Source organism: Pseudomonas sp. Mb7 (assembly GCF_054790525.1).
This window is the reverse complement of sequence record NZ_CP186501.1, coordinates 6,338,387-6,360,655: the sequence shown is the minus strand read 5'-3', so window position 1 is coordinate 6,360,655 and position 22,269 is coordinate 6,338,387. Positions and strand designations below refer to the sequence as shown.

Sequence of the window (22,269 nt, the reverse complement as noted above, 5' to 3'; positions counted from 1 at the left end):
CCGATGAACGCCGCCCAACTGCGCCGCGTCAATGCTGAAAGTTTTGCGCATTACCGTCAGGGTCTGATTGATCTGCTGCTCGATGCCGTGGGTTACGGCGCCAGCGTCGGTTTCATGGCCGACCTCGATGCGGCTCAGGCGCGCGCGTATTTCGATGAGGTGCAGGACAACGTCAACAAGGGCAGCGTGCTGCTCTGGGTGGTGGTCAAGGACGAGCAGGTACTGGCCAGTGTGCAACTGGGCCTGTGCCAGAAGGCCAACGGCCTCAATCGTGCCGAGGTGCAGAAACTGCTGGTGCGCGAACACGCACGACGTCGCGGCCTCGGCCAGCAACTGATGAGTGCGCTGGAACTCGAAGCGCCCAAGCACAAGCGCGGCATGCTTTACCTCGACACCGAGGCCGGCTCGCCCGCCGAAGATTTCTACAAGGCGTTGGGCTACAGCCGCGCAGGCGAAATCCCTGATTACGCTTGCGATCCGAACGGCACCTATCGGCCGACCGCCCTCTATTACAAGATTCTGCAAGGAGCCCAGTGATGATTCCTGGCGAGTACCAGATCCAGCCCGGCGACATCGAACTCAACGTCGGCCGCCGCACTATCAGCCTGAAAGTCGCCAACAGCGGCGACCGGCCAATTCAGGTCGGTTCGCACTATCACTTTTTTGAAACCAACGACGCGCTGACCTTCGATCGCGCCGCCAGCCGTGGCATGCGCCTGAATATTCCGGCGGGCACGGCGGTGCGCTTTGAGCCGGGGCAGAGCCGTGAGGTTGAGCTGGTCGATTACGCCGGGCATCGGCGGGTGTTCGGATTTGCCGGACGGATCATGGGCAACCTCGACTGACTGATCGTTCCCACGCTCTGCGTGGGAATGCATCCCGTGACGCTCCGCGTCACATAACGGCGGACGCAGAGCGTCCATGGCGGCATTCCCACGCAGAGCGTGGGAACGATCAACTAAGGCAGACACATGAAAATCTCCAGACAAGCCTACGCCGACATGTTCGGCCCCACCGTCGGCGACAAGGTGCGCCTGGCCGACACCGAGCTGTGGATCGAAGTCGAACACGACTTCACCACCTACGGCGAAGAAGTGAAATTCGGTGGCGGCAAAGTCATCCGCGACGGCCAGGGCCAAAGCCAGTTGCTGGCTGCCGAAGTGGTCGACACGCTGATCACCAACGCGCTGATCATCGACCACTGGGGCATCGTCAAAGCCGACGTCGGCCTCAAGGACGGGCGCATCGCCGCAATCGGCAAGGCCGGCAACCCCGACGTGCAGCCCAACGTGACCATCGCCATTGGCGCAGGCACCGAAGTAATCGCCGGCGAAGGCATGATCCTCACCGCTGGTGGCATCGACACACACATCCATTTCATCTGCCCGCAGCAGATCGAAGAAGCGCTGATGAGCGGCGTCACCACCATGATCGGCGGCGGCACCGGCCCAGCCACTGGCACCAACGCCACCACTTGCACCTCCGGCCCGTGGCACTTGGCGCGCATGCTTCAGGCCGCTGACGCGTTCCCGATGAACATCGGCCTCACCGGCAAAGGCAACGCCAGCCTGCCGGAGCCGCTGATCGAGCAGGTCAAGGCCGGCGCCATCGGGCTCAAGCTGCACGAAGACTGGGGCACCACGCCGGCGAGCATCGACAACTGCCTGAGCGTCGCCGATCAATTCGACGTGCAGGTGGCGATCCACACCGACACCCTCAACGAGTCCGGTTTCGTCGAAACCACCCTCGGCGCGTTCAAGGGCCGCACCATTCACACCTATCACACCGAAGGTGCCGGTGGCGGTCACGCACCGGACATCATCAAAGCTTGCGGCTTCCCTAACGTGCTGCCGAGCTCGACCAACCCGACCCGGCCGTTCACCCGCAACACCATCGATGAACATCTCGACATGCTGATGGTCTGCCACCACCTCGACCCGAGCATTGCCGAAGACGTTGCCTTCGCCGAAAGCCGGATCCGCCGCGAAACGATTGCCGCCGAAGACATCCTTCACGATCTCGGCGCGTTCTCGATGATCAGCTCCGACAGCCAGGCCATGGGCCGTGTCGGCGAAGTCATCACGCGCACCTGGCAGACCGCCGACAAGATGAAAAAGCAGCGCGGCCCGCTGCCGCAGGATGGCGCAGGCAACGACAACTTCCGCGCCAAACGCTACATCGCCAAGTACACGATCAACCCGGCGATCACCCATGGCATCAGCCATGAAGTCGGCTCGATCGAAGTCGGCAAGTGGGCGGATCTGGTGCTGTGGCGTCCTGCATTCTTCGGCGTAAAACCGACGTTGATCCTCAAGGGCGGCGCGATTGCCGCGAGCCTGATGGGCGATGCCAACGCCTCGATCCCGACGCCGCAACCGGTGCACTACCGCCCGATGTTCGCCAGCTATGGCGGCTCGCTGCATGCCACCAGCCTGACCTTTATCAGTCAGGCGGCGCAGGAAGCCGGGCTGCCTGAAGCACTGGGTTTGAAGAAGAAAATCGGCGTAGTCAAAGGCTGCCGTGATGTGCAGAAAACCGACCTGATCCACAACGACTATCTGCCGAATATCGATGTCGATCCGCAGACCTATCAGGTCAAGGCGGATGGCGTTCTGCTGTGGTGTGAACCGGCAGAAACCCTGCCAATGGCCCAGCGGTATTTCCTGTTCTGACGCAGCCGCCACGCTGTAGAAAGGCCTCGGGACCGCGCCTTGCGCACAGTCTCGGGGCCTTTTTCGTGCTGGTATGAAACCACCACGCAAACAGTCGTGTAATTCTCGCCAAAGGAACTACTATTCGATTCGCTCCACCTCTTTTCAGGAACTGCCCATGCGTCTATCCGAGTTCATCCAGGCGAATATCGAGCCTATCGTCGATGAGTGGGAACAGTTCGCCGCAACTATCACGCCGGCCGCCGACTACCTTGATTCCACGGCTCTGCGCGATCACGCCAGCGCCATTCTGCGGGCCGCGGCCCGCGACATGAGCAAGCCGCAGAGCCCTGCCGAACAGGCCGCCAAAGCCAAGGGCGAAGGACCGGAAAAGACCCCGAGTCTGGACGAGGCCGGCGCCAGTCATGGCGAGTTGCGCCACACCGTGGGTTTTGACCTGGTGCAGATGACCTCCGAGTTCCGTCATCTGCGCGCTTGCGTGATCCGCCTGTGGGTCGACAGCCTCAAAGCCCCGGACATGGCCTATTTTCAGGACATGATCCGCTTCAACGAAGCCATCGACGAAGCACTGGCCGAATCGACTGCGGCCTACGCCGAACAGGTCAATCGCTCGCGGGACATCTTCCTCGCCATTCTCGGCCATGACCTGCGTGCGCCGCTGCAAGCGGTGAGCATGTCCATCGAGTTGCTGCTGCGCAAATCCAGCCTCGAGGGCGATGCGCTGGCCTGCGCCCTGCACATCAAGCGTGGCGCGCGGCACATGGCGGCGATGGTCAGCGACTTGCTGGAACTGGTGCGCAGTAGACTGGGCAGAAGCCTGCCGATCGAACCGACGCCGATGGACCTGGCCGATGCCGCACGGGCGGCGATTGCCGAGGCGTGCGCCGGCAATCCGGAGTGCGATCCGAAGCTCAATGTTAACGGCGACCCGCGCGGTACCTGGGATGCCGGACGAATCGATCAGTTACTGCAGAACCTGATTGGCAATGCCTTGCAGCACGGAGCCAAAAAGCGCGATGTCACTCTCGATATCGATGGCGTGGGCGAAAACGTCTGCCTATCGGTGCACAACTACGGCACGCCGATTCCCGAAGAGGCGCTCGGCACGATTTTCGACCCGCTGGTGCGCAGCGCCGACGAAGAACTCGGACAGCCGTCAACCAGCCTCGGGTTGGGCCTGTTTATCGTCAAGGAAGTGGTGAGTGCCCATGGCGGCACCATCGAAGTCAGCTCGAACGAGACTGACGGGACGCGGTTCAACGTGGTGCTGCCCAGAACGGTTTAAGCAGGATCACCGCGTTATCGTTCTTCGCGAGCAAGCTCGCTCCCACAGGAGACCGTGCTCACATGTGGGAGCGGGCTTGCTCGCGAAGAGGCGCGATCAAGCAACTGATAAACATCAGGCAGACTACTCGACCACCAGCCGCGCCAAACGCTGGCGCAACATGCGGTTCTCGGCCCGCAGTTCCTGCACTTCTTCAAGCAGATCGAGTGCCAGCGCGACGCCCTCCCACTCCAGCTCCAGCTCGCGCCGCAATTTGGCGGCGCGCTTGGCTAGACTCAGTTCGTAGTCGGTGAAACGCCATTCCCGGGGCTGCGCGCCCTGAGGTTCGAGGATGCCGTGTTCGACGATTTCGAACACGTAGACGTCCGACAGATCGGCCGCCTCACAGAATTCTGCCAGGTCCAGTTGAACGATCAGGGGGCTGCTCATGATGGGCTACTCCGTCGTCGGGTTCAGAAGTTCTCTCGCGGATTGAAGGCGGCTTTCTTCGCCAGTTCCTGCCACAGCGCCTTGACCTCGTCGTCAGCAGCTTTCGGCATCACGGCCTTGAGCTGGACGAACAGGTAACCACGTTCGCCTGCCTTGTTTTTCAGGCCATGACCTTTGGCGCGCATGCGTTGGCCGTTCTGGCTGCCGGCCGGCACCTTCAAGTTGATCTTGCCGGTCAGCGTCGGCACCGCCACTTCGGCACCCAGCGCCAATTCCCACGGTGCCAGCGGCAAGGTGATGATGAGGTTTTCGCCTTCAACATCGAATTTCGGGTGCGGCGCAAAACGAATGGTCAGGTACAGGTCGCCATTCGCCCCGCCACCGACGCCCGGTGCGCCCTGCCCCTTGAGGCGGATGCGCTCGCCGTCGGTCACGCCTGCCGGGATCTTCACGTTCAGGCTCTTGCTGGTGTTGCTGACGTGCTGGCCGTTGGCGTTGTATTGCGGCACCTGGAAGGTGACCTTCTTCGATTCGTTCGAAAGCGTTTCTTCGAGGAAGATTGGCAGTTCCATTTCCACGTCTTGTCCCCGGCGCCCTGCACTGCGTTGTTGCCGACCTTCGCCGCCACCGAAACCGGGGCCGCGATTGCCGAAAATCGAACTGAAGAAGTCCGAGAAGTCACCGGTGTCACCACCGCCACCGCCAAAGCCGCCGCGGCTCTGCCAGCCCGGTGGGCCCTGGAACGGTTGACCGTGCTGACCATAACGGCGCAGCTCGTCGTATTCAGCGCGTTTGTCGGCGCTTTTCAGCGCTTCATAGGCTTCCGAGGCGTCTTTGAATTTGGCCTCGGCGTCTTTTTCCTTGCTGACATCGGGGTGGTATTTGCGCGCCAGCTTGCGATAGGCAGCCTTGATTGCCTTGTCGTCTGCTGTCGGCTCCACGCCGAGTATCTTGTAATAGTCTTTGAAGTCCATCGAAGGAGTCACCGTCCGTTATCGATTTCGCGCCGATGCCAGCATGCGCCGATTCGCGCGTGCCGGGTTGACCGATCTCAAGGTTGTGACCGGGTGGCGCAGCAGAAGTTTATCGGCAGTGGACGGCGGTTCTTGCGACCGCCGGTGGTTCTGCCGGCCCATGCCAGCAAGTTTGGGGCAAAGCTTGAGGTTTCAAGGCAGTTTAGTCGTGAAATAGCAGATGACCGGCCTTCGAATCTGGCGCGCACTGACATACACTGCGCGGCCGTTTTTTGACCGGAACCGAAAGACATGAAAGACGCCTCTCCAGCCCGTGCCTGCGGCATCGACTTCGGCACGTCCAACTCCACCGTCGGCTGGCTGCGCCCCGGCATGGAAACGATGATCGCGCTGGAAGACGACAAGATCACCCTGCCGTCGGTGGTCTTCTTCAACATCGAGGAACGCCGCCCGGTTTACGGTCGTCTGGCCCTGCACGAGTACCTGGAAGGCTACGAAGGCCGCCTGATGCGCTCGCTGAAAAGCCTGCTCGGTTCCAAGCTGATCAAGCACGACACCAGCGTGCTCGGCACGGCGATGCCGTTCAAGGACTTGCTCGGCCTGTTCATCGGCCAGTTGAAGAGCCGTGCGGAAACCGCCGCTGGTCGGGAATTCGAGCAAGTGGTACTTGGCCGTCCGGTGTTCTTCGTCGATGACGATCCGCTGGCTGACCAGGAAGCCGAAGACACCCTGGTCGAAGTGGCGCGCAAGATCGGCTTCAAAGAGGTCTCGTTCCAGTACGAACCGATTGCGGCGGCCTTCGACTACGAGTCGACCATCGAGAAAGAAGAGCTGGTACTGATCGTCGACATCGGCGGTGGTACCTCCGACTTCTCGCTGGTGCGCCTGTCGCCCGAGCGTCGTGGCCTGGATAACCGCCACGATGACATCCTCGCCACCGGCGGCGTGCACATCGGCGGGACCGACTTCGACAAACAGCTGAGCCTGCAAGGCCTGATGCCGTTGTTCGGCTACGGCAGCCGCATGAAGAGCGGCGCCTACATGCCGACCAGCCACCACATGAACCTGGCGACCTGGCACACCATCAACTCGGTGTACTCGCAGAAATCCAGCCTGGCGCTGGGCAGCATGCGTTACGACATCGAAGACACTGGCGGCATTGATCGCCTGTTCAAGCTGATCGAACAACGCGCCGGGCACTGGCTGGCGATGGAAGTCGAAGAAACCAAGATTCAGCTGACTCATACCGACAGCCGCCATGTGCCGCTGGACCGCATCGAGGCCGGGCTGAGCGTGGAACTGACGCGCGCGCTGTTCGAGTCGGCGATCGACGCCTTGCTGGAGCGGGTACGCGGCAGCGTTACGCAACTGTTGAACGATGCCGGTGTGGCAGTGGAACAGGTCGACACGGTGTTCTTCACCGGTGGTTCGAGCGGCATTCCGGCACTGCGCAATAGCGTCTCGGCGATGCTGCCGAATGCGCGGCATGTCGAAGGGAATATCTTTGGCAGCATTGGTAGCGGTTTGGCGATTGACGCGATGAAACGCTACGGTTCGATGGCCTGATGATCGTTCCCACGCTCCGCGTGGGAATGCCGCCATGGACGCTCTGCGTCCGCTGTTGAGGCTGTGACGCGGAGCGTCACGGGATGCTTTCCCACGCAGAGCGTGGGAACGATCACCGGGTGGTTACACCATCCCGCCCAGCTTCAACTCACTCTTCAGGTACGCATAATAAATCGGCCCCGCCACCACCCCCGGCAGGCCGAACGCGGCCTCGAACACCAGCATCGCCAGCAGCAACTCCCACGACTTGGCACTGATCTGCCCGCCGACAATCCGCGCGTTGAGGAAGTACTCGAGCTTGTGGATAAAAATCAGATAGCCCAGCGCGGCAATCGCCACCCAGATCGATAGCGACAGGCCGACGATGGTGATCAGCGTGTTCGACATCAGGTTGCCGATCACCGGCAGCAGGCCGAGCAGGAAGGTCAGCACGATCAGGGTTTTGGTCAGCGGCAACTTGATGCCGAACATCGGCAGGATCACCGCGAGGAAGATCCCGGTGAAGAAAGTGTTGAGCAGGGAAATCTTGATTTGCGCGAAGACGATGTTGCGGAAGGCCTGCACCAGCAAGTGCAAGCGATCAAACAGGGCCGCCGCCAGCGGTTTGCGTTTGGTCACGTCGGGGATGCGCTGCAAGGCAATGATCGCGCCGAGCACCATGCCGATCAGCAGCGTCACGAACATGTGCGCGGCGTCTTTGCCGACCAGTTGCAGGTCGGACAGGTGCTTGCCCATCCACTCGCCAATCGCTACGCGAAATTCCGCAGCACTGGCCGGCAGATAGGCGTCGATGAACGGCGGCAATTGCCCCCGCGCGCGGTCGACCACGCCCATGAACTTGTCCAGTGAGGCGCCGGGGTTTTCCGCTTCATGCAATAAGAAGCTGATGGCGCCGGCGAAGATCAACGCCAGCACACTCACCACCAACGTGCCCAGCAACGCCACCGCCAGCCAACGCGCGCGGCGGCCTTCGATCAGCCGTTGCAGTTGCGGGGTGAGCATGTTGACCAGTTCAAATACCAGCAGCCCGGCCAGCAGGCTCGGCAACAAGCGCAGCGGCAGCACCAGCAGCAAACCGCCGAAAATGATGATGCAACTGACCCAGAACACTACATGACGCTCAGAAAACGTTGGCATACAGCCTCAAAACGAACGGCGTAAAAGGATTGGCAGTCTGCCAGCGTTCCGGGGTGAGCACTAGAAATATGCGGAGCTTCAGCTTTTGGTGCCCGGCTTCAGATCCAGCCCTCACCCTAGCCCTCTCCCAGAAGGAGAGGGAACCGATTGGGGGATGCTCTGGATATCCAGTGACCTGAGACAGCGCCATGGAATCCATAATCGCCCGTTTTTTTCAGGTCGACGAATGTCTTGAAACACCGCGGTCAGTCCCCTCGCCCTCCGGGAGAGGGAAGGGATCGAGGAATGGCGAAGAAATCCGGCGACCTGCCAGTCCTGTATTGAATCCAGAATCGGCCAGATAGTTCAGGTCGATGGATATCTGAAAACAACACGGTCAGCCCCCTCTCCCTCTGGGAGAGGGTCAGGGTGAGGGCGGCCCCCCACAGAACCGGGTTATTTTTTCTTCAGGCAATCACTCATGAACGTCTTGCGCGCATCGCCGGTCAGGGCTTTGGTGGCGGCATCGGCGTTGCAGGTTTTCATTTTCTGCTGCTGCGGCGTCAGGGCCTTGGCATCGTTGGCCGCTGGCGCTGCCTTGAGGCAAGTGCTCATGAATGTTTTGCGCTCATCGCCTTTCAGACTCTTGGCGGTCGCATCGGCATTGCAGGTGGTCATCTTGTTCTGTTGCGCCGTGGCGGCAAAACCTTGGGAACACAGGAGCAAACCAATCATCAACAAAGGGACACGCAACATCTTCATGGAGTTTTCTCCTTGTCGCCGCACCGATGGGAACGGCCTCTGCTGGAGTGTAGCCAAATCTTGTTACACCTTCCTGCCTTCCAGATGGCTACGGCGATACTGCTCTGGCGTACACCCGGCCTGCCGCGCGAACATGGCGATGAACGCCGAGCCACTGCTATAACCGAGATCGAAGGCGATTTCCTGCACGCTGCGGTTAGTTTCCAGCGCCTCGATCGCGGCGAGATAGCGCAAGCGCTGACGCCACTCGCCAAAACTCATCCCCAGCTCCCGAACGAATTGCCGGGCCAGCGTGCGTTCGCTGACATGCACCTGCAGCGCCCAATGCGCCAGCGGCTGATTGTTGCCCGGCTCGGCCTGCAAGGTTTCGAGAATCGCCAGCAGCCCCGGACTGCTCGCGTACGGCAGATAGCATTCATGCACTGGCGCCTGTTGCAGTTGATCGACGAGAACCTGAGCCAGACGCTGATCGGCATCGAGTTCAGGAATCTTCACGTCACGGGCGGCGAAGTCTTTGAGAATCGCCTTGAGAATGTCGCTGATCGCCAGGGTACAGGCGCGCTTGGGCAGTTCGGCGCAGACCTTGGGGTCGAGGCACACCGCGCGATAGTTGACCGGTTGATGGCTGTAGAAACTGTGCTCGACCTGCGGCGGCACCCACACCGCGTACTGCGGCGGCGACATGAAACGGCTGCCGTCGACGTCCATGTGCAGCACGCCATGAGCGGCGTACTCCAGCGTGCCCCACGGATGCCGATGCGGCGCGGCGAATTCATGGGCATTGAAGTCGGCGTAGCGGAAGTACACCGCTGACGGCAGTTCGCTGAAATCCAGCAGATCGATGTGTTTGCTGTTCATGCTGTCCGGTTTCAGAGGCAGGTTGTCCGGTTCGCAGTATAGGCCTGCATCCAGACAAGGGATAATTGCCCTTCATCAATGTACTGGTTTCGACTCATGCAATACGCGTTTCCGCTGCTGGCGATTTTTATCTGGGCCGGCAATACCGTGATCAACAAACTGGCGGTCGGGGCGATTTTCCCCGCCGAGATCGGTTTCTACCGCTGGCTGCTCGCCGGTTTGCTGTTCACCCCGTTCATGCTCAAAGCCGTAATCGCGCACTGGCCGCAGATCCGTCCGAATCTGAGCAGGATTTTCGTTCTTGGCGTACTCGGCATGGCGGTCTATCAGAGCCTCGCCTACTTCGCCGCAACCCTGACCACGGCGACCAACATGGGCATCATCCTCTCGCTGATGCCGTTGATGTCGCTGGCCATGGCGATCATCAGTCTCGGCCAACGCCTGACCGCCGGTGCGCTGGTCGGTGCGGTTCTGTCGTTTGCCGGCGTATTGGTCGTGGTCTCGTCCGGCAGCCTCGGCGCGTTGCTGCAGCACGGCGTGAACATGGGTGATGCGATGATGCTGATCGCCACACTGGCCTATGCGATCTACAGCACTTTGCTGAAAAAATGGCAGCTGCGCCTGCCGCCGCTGGTGTTGCTGTATTTGCAGGTGCTGGTGGCGATTGTCGTGTTGTTTCCGCTGTATGCCGCTTCGCCGAAGACTGGTTTGACCCTGCAGAACATACCGCTGGTGCTATATGCGTGCCTGCTCGCGTCAATGCTCGCGCCACTGGCGTGGATGCAGGCGGTGCAGCGCCTGGGGCCGAGTCGCACGACGTTGTTTTTTAACTTGCTGCCGTTGATTACCGCGCTGATTGCAGCAGGGGTGTTGAAGGAGCAGTTGGCGATGTATCACCTGGTGGGTGGCTTGTTGACCTTGGGCGGGGTGATTCTGTCCGAGCGTTGGACCACCGTGTTGGGCCGCCGGGCCAGCGTTGCCTGATGGAAAAGATCGCAGCCTGCGGCAGCTCCTACATGAGCTCGAGGCGTTCACAAAATTTGTGTGCGACACCGAACCTGTAGGAGCTGCCGCAGGCTGCGATCTTTTGATCCTAAAGGCCGGCAGCCTTTAGCCGCGCCGCATGCTCGACAAACAGCCGCACCGGATCCGCGCCCTTGCCGACCAGCCCCAGCGACTGATTGACGATGTCGAAGTGATCCAGCGGATAGTCATCGCCAATCACCGTGCCCAGATGCGAGCTGTAGCGCCCGACCATCCCGTCACACTGCCCCGGCTCACGCACGAAGGTTTTCGCAAACAAGCGACAGCTGCGATTGGTGCCGTCGAACAGATTACCGCCACGATCAGTCTTGCCCGGTTGCAACGTCCCTGACCATGAGTAATAACGCACACCATTGACCTCCTCCGGCCCGTGCCCACCCCAAGTTTCAGGCAAGCCCTGTGGATAACGCTGATTGAACAGCGCAACACCCTCAGTCGTCAGCGATTGGTGCGAGGCATGAATATCCACCGGCAGTTTCGGCCCGTGGTAACCGGTCTCCAGCAGCGCCATCAGCCAGCCGACAAAACGCAGCAATGCTTCAAGCAGACGGCCCTTGGCGCTGTCCGCCGGGTAGTGTTTTTGCAGATAGTCGGCCAGTTCCGAGCCATGATTCGGCCCGGCCACCGACGTCACCGAGGCCACCAGATCCGGCCGTTTCGCCGCCGCATAGCGCGCCGTCAGCGAACCCTGACTGTGGCCGAACAGGTTGACCTTGTGCGCCCCGGTCTCGCGCAAGATCTCGTCAATCCGCGCCAGCAACTGCTCGCCGCGCACCTCCGTCGAATGCAGCGGCGACACCTGTACAGCAATCACCGTCGCCCCACCACGGCGCAGCGCCTTGATGATGCCGTACCAGTACGGATAGAGAACCAGCCGGATAAACCCGAGCATGCCGGGCACCAGCACCAGTGGATAACGCGTCGACATGGGCAAACATCCTTGTGGTCGGTGAGTGGATGCCAAGCGTGCAAAACGCCCGCCAAGCATCCTCCTTGATGATGACAACTCGACGACCAGCCTACTTCAGGCCCACCACCCCCGCCACAATCAGCCCGACTGACAGCAGTTTGACCAGCGTCAGGCTCTCGCCCAACAGGGCGAAACCGAGGAACACCGTGCCGAGTGAGCCAATCGCGGTCCAGATCGGGTAGGCGATGCTCACCGGCAACTCGCGCATTGCCAGTGTCAGGAAGTAGATCCCGCCGACCGCCGCAATCACCGTGATCAACGACGGCCAGAGCCGGGTGAAGCCTTCGGCGTATTTCATGCCCATGGCGAACGTCACTTCAAATCCGGCGGCGATCAGCAGGAACAGCCAGGCCATTTAGAACTCCCGGGCAAGGCTGAGCAAACGCTGCTCGGCCTCGGCCAACGACACCGCGAAGGTGCGTTCGGCGGACTCTTCGCCCTCGGCCGCGACAACGCTGACGTCGTTGATGCCGATGAACCCCAGCGCCGTGCGCAACCACGGATCGGCGTGGTTCAAGGCTTCCAGTTCACCACCCGGGCCGAAACCGAAACCGCCGCGACTGGTGACGATCAGCGCCTTCTTGCCCTGCAACAGCGGGGTGTATTGGGCGACACCGTTGTCCAGTGTGTGGTCGAAGGTCAGGCCCAGGCGCACGATCTGATCGACCCAGGCCTTGAGGCCGCTGGGTACGCTGAAGTTGTACATCGGCGTGGAAATCAGCAGCAGGTCGTGGTCGAACAACTCGCCAACCAGTTGATCGCTCAGGGCCAGATCGGCCTGCATCGACAGTGGGCGTGCTTCAGGCTGTGGATAAAACGCGGCGGCGACAAAGGCTTCGTTAACCGCCGGAATCAACGCCCGACCGACCTCCCGGCGAGTCACTTGCGCCTGCGGATGACGCACCTGCCAGGCACTGAGAAAACTTTCCGCCAGACGCCGCGAGTGGGAACGGTCGCCGCGTGGGCTGGCATGAATCGCAAGAATTCTACTCATCTGTAATTCCTCCGGACTAGAATCAAACTGCTTGTGGCTTGCAGCTTGAAGCTCGCCACTGCTTCTTCTCAAATGAGCAAAAATCACTCGGGATGAATTGATTTCATCCGTGGAGCTTTCAATGTTTGCCTCGTTGCCTCTCACCGCTCTGCGCGCCTTTGAATCGGCATCACGCCTGCTGAGCTTCAAGGCTGCCGCCGAAGAGCTGTCAGTCACACCCACGGCGATTTCCCACCAGATTCGCTCGCTGGAAGACTGGCTCGGCGTCGCGTTGTTCGAGCGTCTGCCGCGCCAGGTACGTCTGACCGAGGGCGGTGAACGCCTGTTTCGCAGCCTGCACGGCGCATTGCTGGAGGTGGCGCAAAGCGTCGACACCCTGCGCCCGCAACGCAACGCCAGCACGCTGACGCTGTCGACCACCGCCGCGTTTGCTGCGCTGTGGCTGGTGCCGCGTCTCGGGCGCTTTTACGCGCAGCATCCGAACATCAACGTGCGCCTCGATACGCACTGCGAAGTCATCGATCTGCATCAGGACGCCAGTGTCGATCTGGTCCTGCGCTACAGCCTCGACGATTACCCGAACCTGTATGGCCTGTGCCTGTTCGATGAGTCGTTCGGCGTGTACGGCTCACCCGAGCAAGTGGCGCTGGCGGCGCGGCGTACACCCACGTTGATCAGCGTGCGCTGGCACAATTCCAAGCTGTATGCCCATGGCTGGGAAGCGTGGTGCGCCAAGGCCGGCGAGAACTGGTTACACGCGCAACCGGCCATCCGCGAATACGATGAAGAGCATTACGCCCTGCAAGCGGCGATCGCCGGGCAAGGGCTGGTGCTGGCGAGCAACATTCTGGTGTCGGAGAGTGTCGCCAGCGGTTTGCTGGTGCCGTTCATGGGCCAGGTTCAGGTCGATGGCGCCGGGTACAGCGCGTTGTGCGTGCCGGGGCGCGAGCGGCATCCGCCGGTGCGGGCTTTTTTTGCCTGGCTGCGCGAGGAGGCAGTTTTGTCCGGGCTGGCGCCAAGATCGCAGCTTTCGGCAGCTCCTACAGGGGTTGCGTAAACCGATAAAACTTTTTGCAACGCTCACGACTCACAGTTTAGGTAGCGACCGCGTCCGCAGAACGTGGCGACAATCGGATTAGCCTCCAGGAGATCGAAATGAGCGACGACCTGCATCTGTCAGATGTTCAAACCTTGCGCGAACGTGCGCGCCAACACGTCGAGAACGGCGCCGTCACCGAGGGCTACAGCGCCGACCGTGAAGAGGTGCTGCGCTTGCTCAATGAATCGCTGGCCACTGAACTGGTCTGCGTGTTGCGCTACAAGCGCCACTACTTCATGGCCAATGGTGTGAAAGCCCATGTGGCCGCCGAAGAGTTTCTCGAACACGCCACCCAGGAAGCCCAGCACGCTGACCGTCTGGCCGAGCGCATTGTGCAATTGGGTGGCGAGCCCGAGTTCAACCCCGACATGCTGTCGAAGATGTCCCACGCGCAATACGTGGCCGGCAACACCCTCAAAGAGATGGTCTACGAAGACCTCGTTGCCGAGCGGATCGCCATCGACAGCTATCGCGAAATCATCCAGTACATCGGCGAAAAAGACCCGACTACGCGACGTATCTTCGAAGATATCCTGGCGCAGGAAGAAGAGCATGCCGATGACATGGCTGACATCCTGAACGACCTCTAAACCCTATCGCGAGCAGGCTCACTCCTACATGGGAACGCATTCCAAATGTAGGAGTGAGCCTGCTCGCGATGGCGTCTTTACTAACGCTGAAGATTACTTGGTAGGTTTTACGGTAACGGGCGCCTTGCCCGCCTTCATCTGCTCCAGCAACGGCGCACACTGATTCGGCTCACCGCCACTCGGTGCCACCAGCGCCAACAGCCCCGCCGCCGGCGCGGCGATCACACCCAGCGCAACCATCCCCGCCCCGCGCAACATCAGCGGCACAGCCTTCACACCCGCGTCCGGCTTGATGAATTTGCCGCGTACATACAGCGGCGAACGCAGGGAAATCAACCGCCAGCCCTTGGACTCCGGCGTCACCGTCAGGTCGAGTTGCTCGGTGGCCATGTTCGCCGTGCCATCGATATAGATGATCGCGTTCTCGGTATCGAAGACAAACAGCTGCGTGGTCGCCAGACCGGTCTTGATGTCGAAGTCTGCCGCCGCGCAGTTGATCTTCACTTCCTTGTCGCCAAAGATCTTGCCGACCACATAGTTGCCGACGTTGAGCCCGGCCAGTTCCATCAGTTCGCGGCTGATCGCGCCGTCGTTGATCAACATCTTCAACTTGCCGTTGGCGCCGCCCAGTAGCTTGGCCACCGAGTTGCCGCGACCAGTGATATCGGCGTCGCCGTTGAGCTCACCGAAACTGGTCTTCATTGGCTCGAACGTCGGGAACAGCTCCTTGAGCTTGAACCGGCGCGCGGTCAGTTTGGCCCGGCCTTCCAACGGTTCGGTGCGACCGTTGAGGCGGATCTGTGCATCGAGATTACCGCCAGCGACGCCGAAGCGCAGTGGCTCCAGGCTGAGCTCACCGTCATTGAGTTTCAGGTGGGTATAGAGGTCGTTGAACGGCAGTTTCTCGCTGTGGACGATGCGCTTGCCGGTGAACTCGACGTCGGCATCCATCGCGCGCCAGCGGTCGGTCTTGAACTCTTCCACCGGCAGCACTTTATCGGCCGGCTGTTTGCTCTCGCCGCCGCGCGCCTTCTGCTTGTCATTGGAGTCAGCGCCGATCAGCGGTGCGAGGTCAGCGAACAACAGTTGATTGGAAAGCAACGCGCCGCTGAGTTTCGGCCGTGGCTGGCTGGCGACGTAGGTAAGGTCGCCATGGATGTCGCTGCTGCCGATTTTGCCGTTGAACTGCTCGTAGGTGAATTTCGCGCCCGCTTCGTCATGCAGTTTGGCGATCAAATGGCCATCAGTGGCATACGGCGGCGTGTCCGGCAGGGTCACGCCAGTCAGCGGATAAAGATTGCTGAGGCTCGCGCCGGCCAGTTTCAAGCGCAGATCGAGGGCGCCGAGGTTGAGCGGATCAGTCAGCGTGCCGGCCAGTTCGATGCGAGTGTCGCCGATCTTCGCTTGGGCCTGCAGCGGGAATGGCTTGCGCGCATCCTGCAAGGCGAGCAGCCCGCCGATCTTGCCTTGGCCGGAGAGGTTCTGACCGTGGTATTGGCCTTTGACCTTCAAGGCAAATGCATAATCCTGCGGCGCACCGCCCTTGTCCTGCGCAGTCTTCGCCGCTTTGGCTCCGACGATGTCGCTGTAGGGGATGGGTTTGCCCAGCGGATCGATCAGCACATCAAGATTGGTTTTGAGCGTTTGATCGTCGAGGGTGACATGGCCCTTGTCAAAACCGATGGCGCCGATGTCGACCACCCAGCTCGAGGGTTCAGCGTTCGGATCTTTCGGGTCAAACTTGAACGTCCAGTTGGCGCGGCCATCGGCCAGACGCTGCAACTCGGCATTGGGTTCGGTCAGGTCGATGCGCGGAATCACCACGCGTTGCGCCAGCAATGCCAGCGGCGAGATACGCAGCTCAACGCGTTTGAGCGTGACCATCTGCTGCTTTTTCGACCAGTCCGGGTTGCCCAGGCTCAAATCCTCAGCGACCACGTGCGGCCACGGCACCCAGGCGCGCCAGCCACCCTCGTCCGGCTCGCGCTGCCAGATCACCGCGAGGTTGCCATTAATAGCAAACGGTCGGTGCAGTTCTTCCGAGACTTTGGCGTTGAGCGGCGGTTTGATCCGGTTCCAGTCGAAGAACACGATGATCAACACCAGCACGGCCAGTAACAGCACGAGGATGGCGAAGGTCCAGCTGAAGATTTTTCCAGTGCGCGTCATGCACAAAGCTCCTGATCACGACCGCACGCAAAGACTGCGGCGTACGGCTGAAACGGCGGGCCAAAGCGGCCCTCATGAAGTCTACGACTGGCAAACCAGCCGCAGGTTTAATCGAAAGGCCGATTGGCGCGTAAAAAGTCGCGCGAAATCTGACCAATCAGTCGAACAGTGTTACCGCGACCCGCACGTTTGCGAGGCGCGAGTGAGTCGGAAATACCCACCTCGGTGCAAAACCGTCGCCCGGAAAGCCGCGATCTAGAGCCTCCCGGCAGAACAATCAATTCTGTTGATTATTACCATTGCGTTTATGAACTTTTATATCGACTTATCGAGAGTAGCATTGCCCTCGTACCCACTTTATCGCCCTCCCAAGGAGCAACCCATCATGAAACGCCAATTACTGCTCAGCCTTACCCTGTCGATGCTAGCCAGCACTGCTTTCGCCCTGCCCGCTGCCGATCAGGCTACCCCGCAAGTGAAATCCAGCCACTCGGTATTCAGCCAGACCGTAGCAGCTGATGGTTCGGACCGTACCCCACAAGGCCAGACCCTGGCTGAAGGCGGCCGTGATCGCCTGGAAGAGAAAGGCCTGGTTCAGGACGGCTACGACAAGACCCCACAAGGCCAGACCCTGGCTTCCGACGGCAGCGACCGCACTCCACAAGGCCAAACTCTGGCTTCCGACGGCAGCGACCGCACCCCACAAGGCCAAACTCTGGCTTCCGACGGCAGCGACCGCACCCCACAAGGTCAGACCCTGGCTGACGACGGTTTCGATAAAACCCCACTGGGTCAAGCACTCGCCGAAGGTGGTGGTGACCGTGTGATCGAACGCAACAGTGCCTTGAGCTAAGCCCATGGCGGCCTCGAAAAAAAGCCCAATCACCGGATTGGGCTTTTGACTTTTCTGGCCGGTGAAATCTTCTGCTCCATGTCCTCTCGTTCGACGCCGACAAAGCCGATTTGCTAGAGTGCGGCGCTTGTCCTGCCAAAGAACACACCCTGCGATGCTGCCCCGCGCCGAACAGAAACAACAGACCCGCAACGCCTTGATGGACGCTGCCCGCCACCTCATGGAAAGCGGCCGAGGATTCGGCAGCCTGAGCCTGCGCGAAGTGACCAAAACCGCCGGGATTGTGCCCACCGGTTTCTACCGGCATTTTGCCGATATGGATGAGCTCGGCCTGGTGCTGGTCAGTGAAGTCGGCCAGACCTTCCGCGAAACCATCCGTCTGGTGCGCCACAACGAATTCGTCATGGGCGGCATCATCGATGCCTCGGTGCGGATCTTCCTCGACGTGGTCAGCGCCAATCGCTCGCAATTCCTGTTTCTCGCCCGTGAACAGTACGGCGGTTCGCTGCCGGTGCGTCAGGCAATCGGCCGGTTGCGCGAGAACATCAGCTCCGACCTGGCGGCCGACCTGACGATGATGCCCAAGCTTCAGCACCTGGACGCCGCCGGTTTGAGCGTGATGGCTGACCTGATCGTCAAATCAGTCTTCGCTACCCTCCCCGACATCATCGATCCGCCGGCCGAAGCCCTGCCGGAGCATCTGACGCCGCAGGCGAAGATCACCCAGCAACTGCGCTTTATCTTTATTGGGCTCAAGCACTGGCAAGGGCTGGGCAGTACCGAATAACTCCCCTCTTCCCGCCACACCACAAATCCCCTGTAGGAGTGAGCCTGCTCGCGATAGCGGTCTACCAGTCAAATAGTTGCTGACTGACACACTGCTATCGCGAGCAGGCTCACTCCTACAAAGGTGCGCCGCGTCAGCCTCCATTTGGTGCATAAAAAAATCTTCACGCACCAAAACCTTCCATATTCCCGCAACATCTTGAAACATCCACTACGCTCCGACAGGGATTTCCTACATCTCGTCCGATTGGCAAGGCCCTTGCTCTAGCCTGAGTATTGTCCATAGTTGGAAGCTTTCCGATGCTGGTGATTCACCGCAGAATCGACCCTCAACCCGTCTGGGCCGCCGAGTTGCACCTGACCTTCGAAGCGCGGAGCAAAAGCCGTTTGCGCTGTTTCAGTGCCGAGGGCGAAGACGTCGGGTTGTTTTTGGAGCGCGGTCAGCCGCCGCTATATGACGGCGAATGCCTACAAGCTGAAGACGGCCGCATCGTCCGCGTCTGCGCCCGCCCCGAGCAATTGCTGCACGTCACCTGCGCCAACGCCTTCGAACTGACCCGCGCCGCCTATCACCTGGGTAACCGCCACGTCGCCCTGCAAGTCGGCGATGGCTGGCTGCGTCTGCTCGACGATTACGTGCTCAAGGCGATGCTCGAACAGCTTGGTGCGCAGGTAGAAGCCATCGAAGCGCCATTCCAGCCCGAGCACGGCGCTTATGGCGGCGGCCATCACCATTCTCGACACGGCGACGAAGACTTCAACTACGCGCCGAAACTCCATCAGTTCGGCGTACGCCTGTGAATCCGGCCTGGGCGCTGCTGCGCCTGGCCAGTCCGCAATTGCCGATTGGCGGCTACAGCTACTCGCAAGGCCTGGAAATGGCCGTGGATAACGGCCGCGTGAACAACCCGGACAGTGCCCGGCGCTGGATCAGCGATCAGTTACTGCTCAACCTCGCCCGGTTCGAGGCGCCACTGCTGCTCGCCCATTGCCAGGCAGCCGCCGATGAACAATGGGCGGAGTTGCTGGGCCTCTGCGAAAGCCATCGGGCCAGCCGCGAGACACGCGAGTTGCATCTGGAGAGCCGGCAGATGGGCTATTCGTTACAGCAACTGCTCAATGGTTTGCCGGAACTCGACACGCACGCCCGCGACTTTCTCGATCAATGCCCCGAACCGCATCTGGCCCTGTGCTGGGCGCTGGCCGCGCGCGCCTGGGGCATCAGCCCGCAAGACGCCCTCGCCGCGTGGCTGTGGAGCTGGCTGGAAAACCAGCTCGCCGTCCTGATGAAAACCCTGCCGCTGGGCCAGCAAGCCGCCCAGCGCCTGACCAGCGAACTGCTGCCACTGCTGCAACAAGCGCAGCAGGACGCGAGCCGAATCAATCCCGACCACATGGGCAGCGCCGCGTTCGGCCTGTCCCTGGCGTGCATGGCCCACGAGCGCCAGTACAGCCGCCTCTTCCGCTCTTAGGAGAAACAACCATGAACACACAACCCCTGCGCGTCGGCATCGGCGGCCCGGTCGGTTCCGGTAAAACCGCGTTGACCCTGGCTCTGTGCCTGGCCCTGCGCGAGCGCTACAACCTCGCCGTGGTCACCAACGATATCTACACCCGCGAAGACGCCGATTTTCTCGTGCGCAACGAAGCCCTCGCACCGGAGCGGATCATCGGCGTGGAAACCGGTGGCTGTCCGCACACCGCGATCCGCGAAGACGCCTCGATCAACCTTGAAGCAGTGGATCAACTGAACCGGCGCTTTCCGGGACTGGATCTGATTCTGGTGGAATCCGGCGGCGACAACCTGTCGGCGACCTTCAGCCCGGAACTGTCCGACCTGACCATCTACGTGATCGACGTCTCAGCGGGCGACAAATTGCCGCGCAAGGGCGGGCCGGGGATCTGCAAATCCGATCTGCTGGTGATCAACAAGATCGATCTGGCGCCACTGGTGGGCGCCTCGCTGGAGATGATGGACAGCGACACAAAACGCATGCGCAACGGCAAGCCGTTCGTCTTCAGCAACCAGAAAACCGGTCAGGGCCTTGAGCAAATCATCGCCTTCATCGAACGCCAGGGCCTGCTGACCGCAGCCTGATTCACTGCTCAACAAGGAAGCTTATCCATGACACTCAAACGTATTCTTGGCGCTGTGGCGCTGCTGCTGACGCCAGCGCTGGCCTTCGCTCACCCAGGGCATGGCGACAGCGGCCTGGTCGCCGGTATCAGCCACCCGATTGGCGGCCTCGACCATTTGCTGGCGATGCTAGCTGTCGGTTTGTGGGCCGCGCAGCAGCGGGGCGCCGCGCGCTGGGCGCTGCCGTGCACGTTTGTCGGCACCATGCTGATCGGCGGCATGCTCGGTTTTGAAGGGCTGGAATTGCCAGCGCTGGAAAGCGGGATTGCCGCGTCGGTGCTGGCGCTGGGTCTGGCAGTAGCCTTGGCGGTGCGTCCGCCGTTGGTCATGGCGGTGGTGGCGACGGCGGTGTTTGCGTTGTTCCATGGCGTGGCGCATGGTTTGGAACTGCCGGACATGAGCAGTCCTTGGGCGTATGCGGCGGGTTTCGTCGCCGCGACGGCTGCACTGCATGCGGCGGGTTATGGCGTGGTGCGTTTCCTGCCTCAGGCTGCTGCACCGTTGGTGCGCCTTGCAGGTGCTGCCTCAGCAATAACAGGCGCCTGGCTGCTGGCAGGCTAATCTCCATCGCCCGTACCGGCCTCATCGCTGGCAAGCCAGCTCCCACAAGGATATTTGGTGTTCACACAATTGTGGACTTACCCAATCACCTGTGGGAGCTGGCTTGCCAGCGATGACGGCCGATCAGACACCAAGACTCTAACGGCCGCCGCTCTGCTACCATGTCGCGCAATCGCCCCAGCCGTGACGACGTCCGCCCATGCCCCACGCTTCTTGCTCCACCTCCCTGCCCGAATTGACCGCCCTGTTCGGCGCTGTGCAGCAGCATTTCGTCAACGTGATCGTGCCGCTCTGGCAAGGCCCGGGCTGGAACGCCGACATGGCGTTGCCCTACGAGGCGCTGGACGCCGCGCATCAGCCACTGCCACCGCAGCGCTATCGGGCGATGGCCTGTGCACGGCAGCTGTATCTGTTTTCCAGTCTGATCGGGGTTGTGGATAACGCTGAAGTGCGTGCAGCGGCACTGTTCCGCTCCTTGCAACGGCACTTTCATGATGCCGAGCATGGCGGCTGGTTCTACAGCATCGACGCCCAAGGCAAACCGCTGGACCAGCGCAAGGATCTCTACACCCACGCCTTTATCCTGTTTGCCTGCGCGCATTACTGGGCAAAATCCGGCGATCCGCTGGTCGAGTCGACGCTCAATGCTGCGCTGGAAATCATCGGTCGACGCTTTGCCACCGGCGATGGCCTGTACGAAGCCTGCCTGGAACGCGACTGGATCACCCTGCAAACCGGTCCACTGCAAAACCCGTTGATGCACCTGGCCGAAGCATTCCTCGCCACCCTTGCCGTGCGCGAAGATGCCCAGACGCAGAAAGCGTTGCTGGAGTTATGCACAGCCATGCACAAGCAGTTCGTCGATCCGCAATATGGCGTGTTGATGGAAAAACCGCTCGGGGCTGTGGATAACTGGTATGAGCCGGGGCATCAGTTCGAATGGTATTTCCTGCTCGAATCGTCGCCGTTATTGCGTGGTTCGAAACTGCATGCGGCGCTTGACCGGGCGTTTGCCTTCACCGAGCAATACGGTGTGGTGCAGCCATCCGGCGCAGTACGGGCGATGCTCGATCTGGAAACGGACGGACGCCCGCGAGACTCGACCCAGCGGATCTGGGCGCAGGCGGAATATCTGCGCGCACTGACCTTGCGTCAGGGCAGTGAAGCGGTGGTGCTGCGCCAGTTACAGGCGTTGCAACAGCGGTTTCTGCATGCCGGTGGCTGGCATGAGTGCCGGGATGAGTTGGGCGAGGTGAGCCGTAAGGACATGCCTTCAACTACGCCGTATCACTTGGCGACTTGCTATAGCGGCCTGGCTGAATATCTGCGCTGACGGATAAATGGCTATCGCGAGCAGGCTCACTCCTACAGGGGAACGCATTCCAAATGTAGGAGCGAGCCTGT

At 60.9% G+C, this 22,269-nt stretch carries 24 protein-coding genes; 15 read left to right on the top strand and 9 right to left on the bottom strand.

The window, feature by feature from the left end; genetic code table 11:
- The first annotated feature begins 3 nt into the window (after positions 1 to 3).
- The 4 genes from ACOYXH_RS28725 to ACOYXH_RS28710 all read left to right on the top strand — a co-directional run bounded on the left by ACOYXH_RS28725 (position 4) and on the right by ACOYXH_RS28710 (position 3,957).
- The gene (locus ACOYXH_RS28725; protein ID WP_093430218.1) at positions 4 to 537 is read left to right on the top strand and encodes a GNAT family N-acetyltransferase; all 534 of its coding nucleotides are present in this window, start codon (positions 4 to 6) and stop codon (positions 535 to 537) included.
- Positions 537 to 845, top strand: coding sequence for an urease subunit beta (locus tag ACOYXH_RS28720; protein WP_095047332.1), 309 nt, complete (start codon positions 537 to 539; stop codon positions 843 to 845). Before ACOYXH_RS28725 ends, ACOYXH_RS28720 begins: the two co-directional genes overlap by 1 nt.
- A gap of 126 nt (positions 846 to 971) precedes the next feature.
- A complete protein-coding gene (gene ureC / locus ACOYXH_RS28715; RefSeq protein WP_095047331.1) occupies positions 972 to 2,672 on the top strand; it encodes an urease subunit alpha in 1,701 nt (566 codons plus the stop codon).
- A 157-nt stretch (positions 2,673 to 2,829) separates the two neighbouring features.
- Entirely contained in the window at positions 2,830 to 3,957 is a 1,128-nt protein-coding gene (locus ACOYXH_RS28710; protein WP_095047330.1) for a sensor histidine kinase, read from the top strand.
- A 123-nt stretch (positions 3,958 to 4,080) separates the two neighbouring features.
- Here the strand turns inward: ACOYXH_RS28710 and ACOYXH_RS28705 are convergent, their stop codons facing one another.
- On the bottom strand, positions 4,081 to 4,386 hold the full coding sequence (locus ACOYXH_RS28705) for a chaperone modulator CbpM (protein WP_095047329.1): 306 nt from the start codon (positions 4,384 to 4,386) through the stop codon (positions 4,081 to 4,083).
- Positions 4,387 to 4,409: 23 nt separating this feature from the next.
- On the bottom strand, positions 4,410 to 5,360 hold the full coding sequence (locus ACOYXH_RS28700) for a DnaJ C-terminal domain-containing protein (RefSeq protein ID WP_095126127.1): 951 nt from the start codon (positions 5,358 to 5,360) through the stop codon (positions 4,410 to 4,412).
- Positions 5,361 to 5,651: 291 nt separating this feature from the next.
- Here ACOYXH_RS28700 and ACOYXH_RS28695 point away from each other — a divergent pair, with 291 nt between their 5' ends.
- Positions 5,652 to 6,926 (top strand): Hsp70 family protein, encoded by a 1,275-nt coding sequence (locus ACOYXH_RS28695; RefSeq protein WP_095047327.1) that lies wholly within the window; start codon positions 5,652 to 5,654, stop codon positions 6,924 to 6,926.
- A 123-nt stretch (positions 6,927 to 7,049) separates the two neighbouring features.
- Here the strand turns inward: ACOYXH_RS28695 and ACOYXH_RS28690 are convergent, their stop codons facing one another.
- From ACOYXH_RS28690 to ACOYXH_RS28680, 3 genes are all read right to left on the bottom strand, one after another.
- The gene (locus ACOYXH_RS28690; RefSeq protein WP_093430211.1) at positions 7,050 to 8,063 is read right to left on the bottom strand and encodes an AI-2E family transporter; all 1,014 of its coding nucleotides are present in this window, start codon (positions 8,061 to 8,063) and stop codon (positions 7,050 to 7,052) included.
- Positions 8,064 to 8,498: 435 nt separating this feature from the next.
- Positions 8,499 to 8,804, bottom strand: a complete 306-nt coding sequence (locus tag ACOYXH_RS28685) for a PsiF family protein (protein WP_077570711.1) — start codon at positions 8,802 to 8,804, stop codon at positions 8,499 to 8,501.
- 63 nt (positions 8,805 to 8,867) lie between these two features.
- On the bottom strand, positions 8,868 to 9,662 hold the full coding sequence (locus ACOYXH_RS28680; protein WP_095047326.1) for an AraC family transcriptional regulator: 795 nt from the start codon (positions 9,660 to 9,662) through the stop codon (positions 8,868 to 8,870).
- A gap of 96 nt (positions 9,663 to 9,758) precedes the next feature.
- Here ACOYXH_RS28680 and ACOYXH_RS28675 point away from each other — a divergent pair, with 96 nt between their 5' ends.
- Entirely contained in the window at positions 9,759 to 10,646 is an 888-nt protein-coding gene (locus ACOYXH_RS28675; protein WP_095047325.1) for a DMT family transporter, read from the top strand.
- A gap of 109 nt (positions 10,647 to 10,755) precedes the next feature.
- Here the strand turns inward: ACOYXH_RS28675 and ACOYXH_RS28670 are convergent, their stop codons facing one another.
- From ACOYXH_RS28670 to ACOYXH_RS28660, 3 genes are all read right to left on the bottom strand, one after another.
- Positions 10,756 to 11,634: an esterase/lipase family protein gene (locus ACOYXH_RS28670; protein ID WP_095047324.1), complete on the bottom strand. Its 879-nt coding sequence runs from the start codon at positions 11,632 to 11,634 to the stop codon at positions 10,756 to 10,758.
- 91 nt (positions 11,635 to 11,725) lie between these two features.
- Positions 11,726 to 12,031, bottom strand: coding sequence for a DMT family transporter (locus tag ACOYXH_RS28665; protein WP_016985399.1), 306 nt, complete (start codon positions 12,029 to 12,031; stop codon positions 11,726 to 11,728).
- Positions 12,032 to 12,670, bottom strand: a complete 639-nt coding sequence (locus ACOYXH_RS28660) for an FMN-dependent NADH-azoreductase (RefSeq protein WP_095126129.1) — start codon at positions 12,668 to 12,670, stop codon at positions 12,032 to 12,034.
- A 109-nt stretch (positions 12,671 to 12,779) separates the two neighbouring features.
- Between ACOYXH_RS28660 and ACOYXH_RS28655 the strand changes: the two genes are divergently transcribed.
- Together ACOYXH_RS28655 and ACOYXH_RS28650 are read left to right on the top strand one after the other, a co-directional pair.
- A complete protein-coding gene (locus ACOYXH_RS28655; protein WP_427120766.1) occupies positions 12,780 to 13,727 on the top strand; it encodes a LysR substrate-binding domain-containing protein in 948 nt (315 codons plus the stop codon).
- Positions 13,728 to 13,825: 98 nt separating this feature from the next.
- Complete coding sequence (locus ACOYXH_RS28650) at positions 13,826 to 14,359, top strand: ferritin-like domain-containing protein (RefSeq protein ID WP_093430205.1); 534 nt, start codon at positions 13,826 to 13,828, stop codon at positions 14,357 to 14,359.
- A 93-nt stretch (positions 14,360 to 14,452) separates the two neighbouring features.
- Here ACOYXH_RS28650 and ACOYXH_RS28645 read toward each other — a convergent pair whose 3' ends face one another.
- Positions 14,453 to 16,528 carry an AsmA family protein gene (locus ACOYXH_RS28645; RefSeq protein WP_460066948.1) on the bottom strand — a complete coding sequence of 692 codons (2,076 nt, stop codon included), beginning with the start codon at positions 16,526 to 16,528 and terminating at the stop codon, positions 14,453 to 14,455.
- 385 nt (positions 16,529 to 16,913) lie between these two features.
- On the opposite strand from ACOYXH_RS28645, the gene ACOYXH_RS28640 reads away from it, so the two are divergent.
- The 7 genes from ACOYXH_RS28640 to ACOYXH_RS28610 all read left to right on the top strand — a co-directional run bounded on the left by ACOYXH_RS28640 (position 16,914) and on the right by ACOYXH_RS28610 (position 22,198).
- Entirely contained in the window at positions 16,914 to 17,381 is a 468-nt protein-coding gene (locus tag ACOYXH_RS28640) for a hypothetical protein (RefSeq protein ID WP_460066946.1), read from the top strand.
- A 154-nt stretch (positions 17,382 to 17,535) separates the two neighbouring features.
- Positions 17,536 to 18,168, top strand: a complete 633-nt coding sequence (locus ACOYXH_RS28635) for a TetR family transcriptional regulator (RefSeq protein ID WP_007915913.1) — start codon at positions 17,536 to 17,538, stop codon at positions 18,166 to 18,168.
- Positions 18,169 to 18,467: 299 nt separating this feature from the next.
- The gene (gene ureE / locus ACOYXH_RS28630) at positions 18,468 to 18,968 is read left to right on the top strand and encodes an urease accessory protein UreE (RefSeq protein WP_008087160.1); all 501 of its coding nucleotides are present in this window, start codon (positions 18,468 to 18,470) and stop codon (positions 18,966 to 18,968) included.
- Positions 18,965 to 19,639, top strand: coding sequence for an urease accessory protein UreF (locus ACOYXH_RS28625; protein WP_095047319.1), 675 nt, complete (start codon positions 18,965 to 18,967; stop codon positions 19,637 to 19,639). The genes ureE and ACOYXH_RS28625 overlap by 4 nt, the downstream gene beginning before the upstream one ends.
- Before the next feature lie 11 nt (positions 19,640 to 19,650).
- Positions 19,651 to 20,265 (top strand): urease accessory protein UreG, encoded by a 615-nt coding sequence (ureG, locus tag ACOYXH_RS28620; RefSeq protein ID WP_007915910.1) that lies wholly within the window; start codon positions 19,651 to 19,653, stop codon positions 20,263 to 20,265.
- 27 nt (positions 20,266 to 20,292) lie between these two features.
- Positions 20,293 to 20,865 (top strand): HupE/UreJ family protein, encoded by a 573-nt coding sequence (locus tag ACOYXH_RS28615; protein WP_320413832.1) that lies wholly within the window; start codon positions 20,293 to 20,295, stop codon positions 20,863 to 20,865.
- Between the two features lie 199 nt (positions 20,866 to 21,064).
- A complete protein-coding gene (locus ACOYXH_RS28610; RefSeq protein ID WP_095126132.1) occupies positions 21,065 to 22,198 on the top strand; it encodes an AGE family epimerase/isomerase in 1,134 nt (377 codons plus the stop codon).
- Positions 22,199 to 22,269: the final 71 nt, after the last annotated feature.

Coding starts and splice junctions, on each gene's coding strand:
- ACOYXH_RS28725 (WP_093430218.1), top strand. CDS start 4: ATGAACGCCGCCCAACTGCGCCGCGTCAATGCTGAAAGTTTTGCGCAT.
- ACOYXH_RS28720 (WP_095047332.1), top strand. CDS start 537: ATGATTCCTGGCGAGTACCAGATCCAGCCCGGCGACATCGAACTCAAC.
- ureC (WP_095047331.1), top strand. CDS start 972: ATGAAAATCTCCAGACAAGCCTACGCCGACATGTTCGGCCCCACCGTC.
- ACOYXH_RS28710 (WP_095047330.1), top strand. CDS start 2,830: ATGCGTCTATCCGAGTTCATCCAGGCGAATATCGAGCCTATCGTCGAT.
- ACOYXH_RS28705 (WP_095047329.1), bottom strand. CDS start 4,386: ATGAGCAGCCCCCTGATCGTTCAACTGGACCTGGCAGAATTCTGTGAG.
- ACOYXH_RS28700 (WP_095126127.1), bottom strand. CDS start 5,360: ATGGACTTCAAAGACTATTACAAGATACTCGGCGTGGAGCCGACAGCA.
- ACOYXH_RS28695 (WP_095047327.1), top strand. CDS start 5,652: ATGAAAGACGCCTCTCCAGCCCGTGCCTGCGGCATCGACTTCGGCACG.
- ACOYXH_RS28690 (WP_093430211.1), bottom strand. CDS start 8,063: ATGCCAACGTTTTCTGAGCGTCATGTAGTGTTCTGGGTCAGTTGCATC.
- ACOYXH_RS28685 (WP_077570711.1), bottom strand. CDS start 8,804: ATGAAGATGTTGCGTGTCCCTTTGTTGATGATTGGTTTGCTCCTGTGT.
- ACOYXH_RS28680 (WP_095047326.1), bottom strand. CDS start 9,662: ATGAACAGCAAACACATCGATCTGCTGGATTTCAGCGAACTGCCGTCA.
- ACOYXH_RS28675 (WP_095047325.1), top strand. CDS start 9,759: ATGCAATACGCGTTTCCGCTGCTGGCGATTTTTATCTGGGCCGGCAAT.
- ACOYXH_RS28670 (WP_095047324.1), bottom strand. CDS start 11,634: ATGTCGACGCGTTATCCACTGGTGCTGGTGCCCGGCATGCTCGGGTTT.
- ACOYXH_RS28665 (WP_016985399.1), bottom strand. CDS start 12,031: ATGGCCTGGCTGTTCCTGCTGATCGCCGCCGGATTTGAAGTGACGTTC.
- ACOYXH_RS28660 (WP_095126129.1), bottom strand. CDS start 12,670: ATGAGTAGAATTCTTGCGATTCATGCCAGCCCACGCGGCGACCGTTCC.
- ACOYXH_RS28650 (WP_093430205.1), top strand. CDS start 13,826: ATGAGCGACGACCTGCATCTGTCAGATGTTCAAACCTTGCGCGAACGT.
- ACOYXH_RS28645 (WP_460066948.1), bottom strand. CDS start 16,528: ATGACGCGCACTGGAAAAATCTTCAGCTGGACCTTCGCCATCCTCGTG.
- ACOYXH_RS28640 (WP_460066946.1), top strand. CDS start 16,914: ATGAAACGCCAATTACTGCTCAGCCTTACCCTGTCGATGCTAGCCAGC.
- ACOYXH_RS28635 (WP_007915913.1), top strand. CDS start 17,536: ATGCTGCCCCGCGCCGAACAGAAACAACAGACCCGCAACGCCTTGATG.
- ureE (WP_008087160.1), top strand. CDS start 18,468: ATGCTGGTGATTCACCGCAGAATCGACCCTCAACCCGTCTGGGCCGCC.
- ureG (WP_007915910.1), top strand. CDS start 19,651: ATGAACACACAACCCCTGCGCGTCGGCATCGGCGGCCCGGTCGGTTCC.
- ACOYXH_RS28615 (WP_320413832.1), top strand. CDS start 20,293: ATGACACTCAAACGTATTCTTGGCGCTGTGGCGCTGCTGCTGACGCCA.
- ACOYXH_RS28610 (WP_095126132.1), top strand. CDS start 21,065: ATGCCCCACGCTTCTTGCTCCACCTCCCTGCCCGAATTGACCGCCCTG.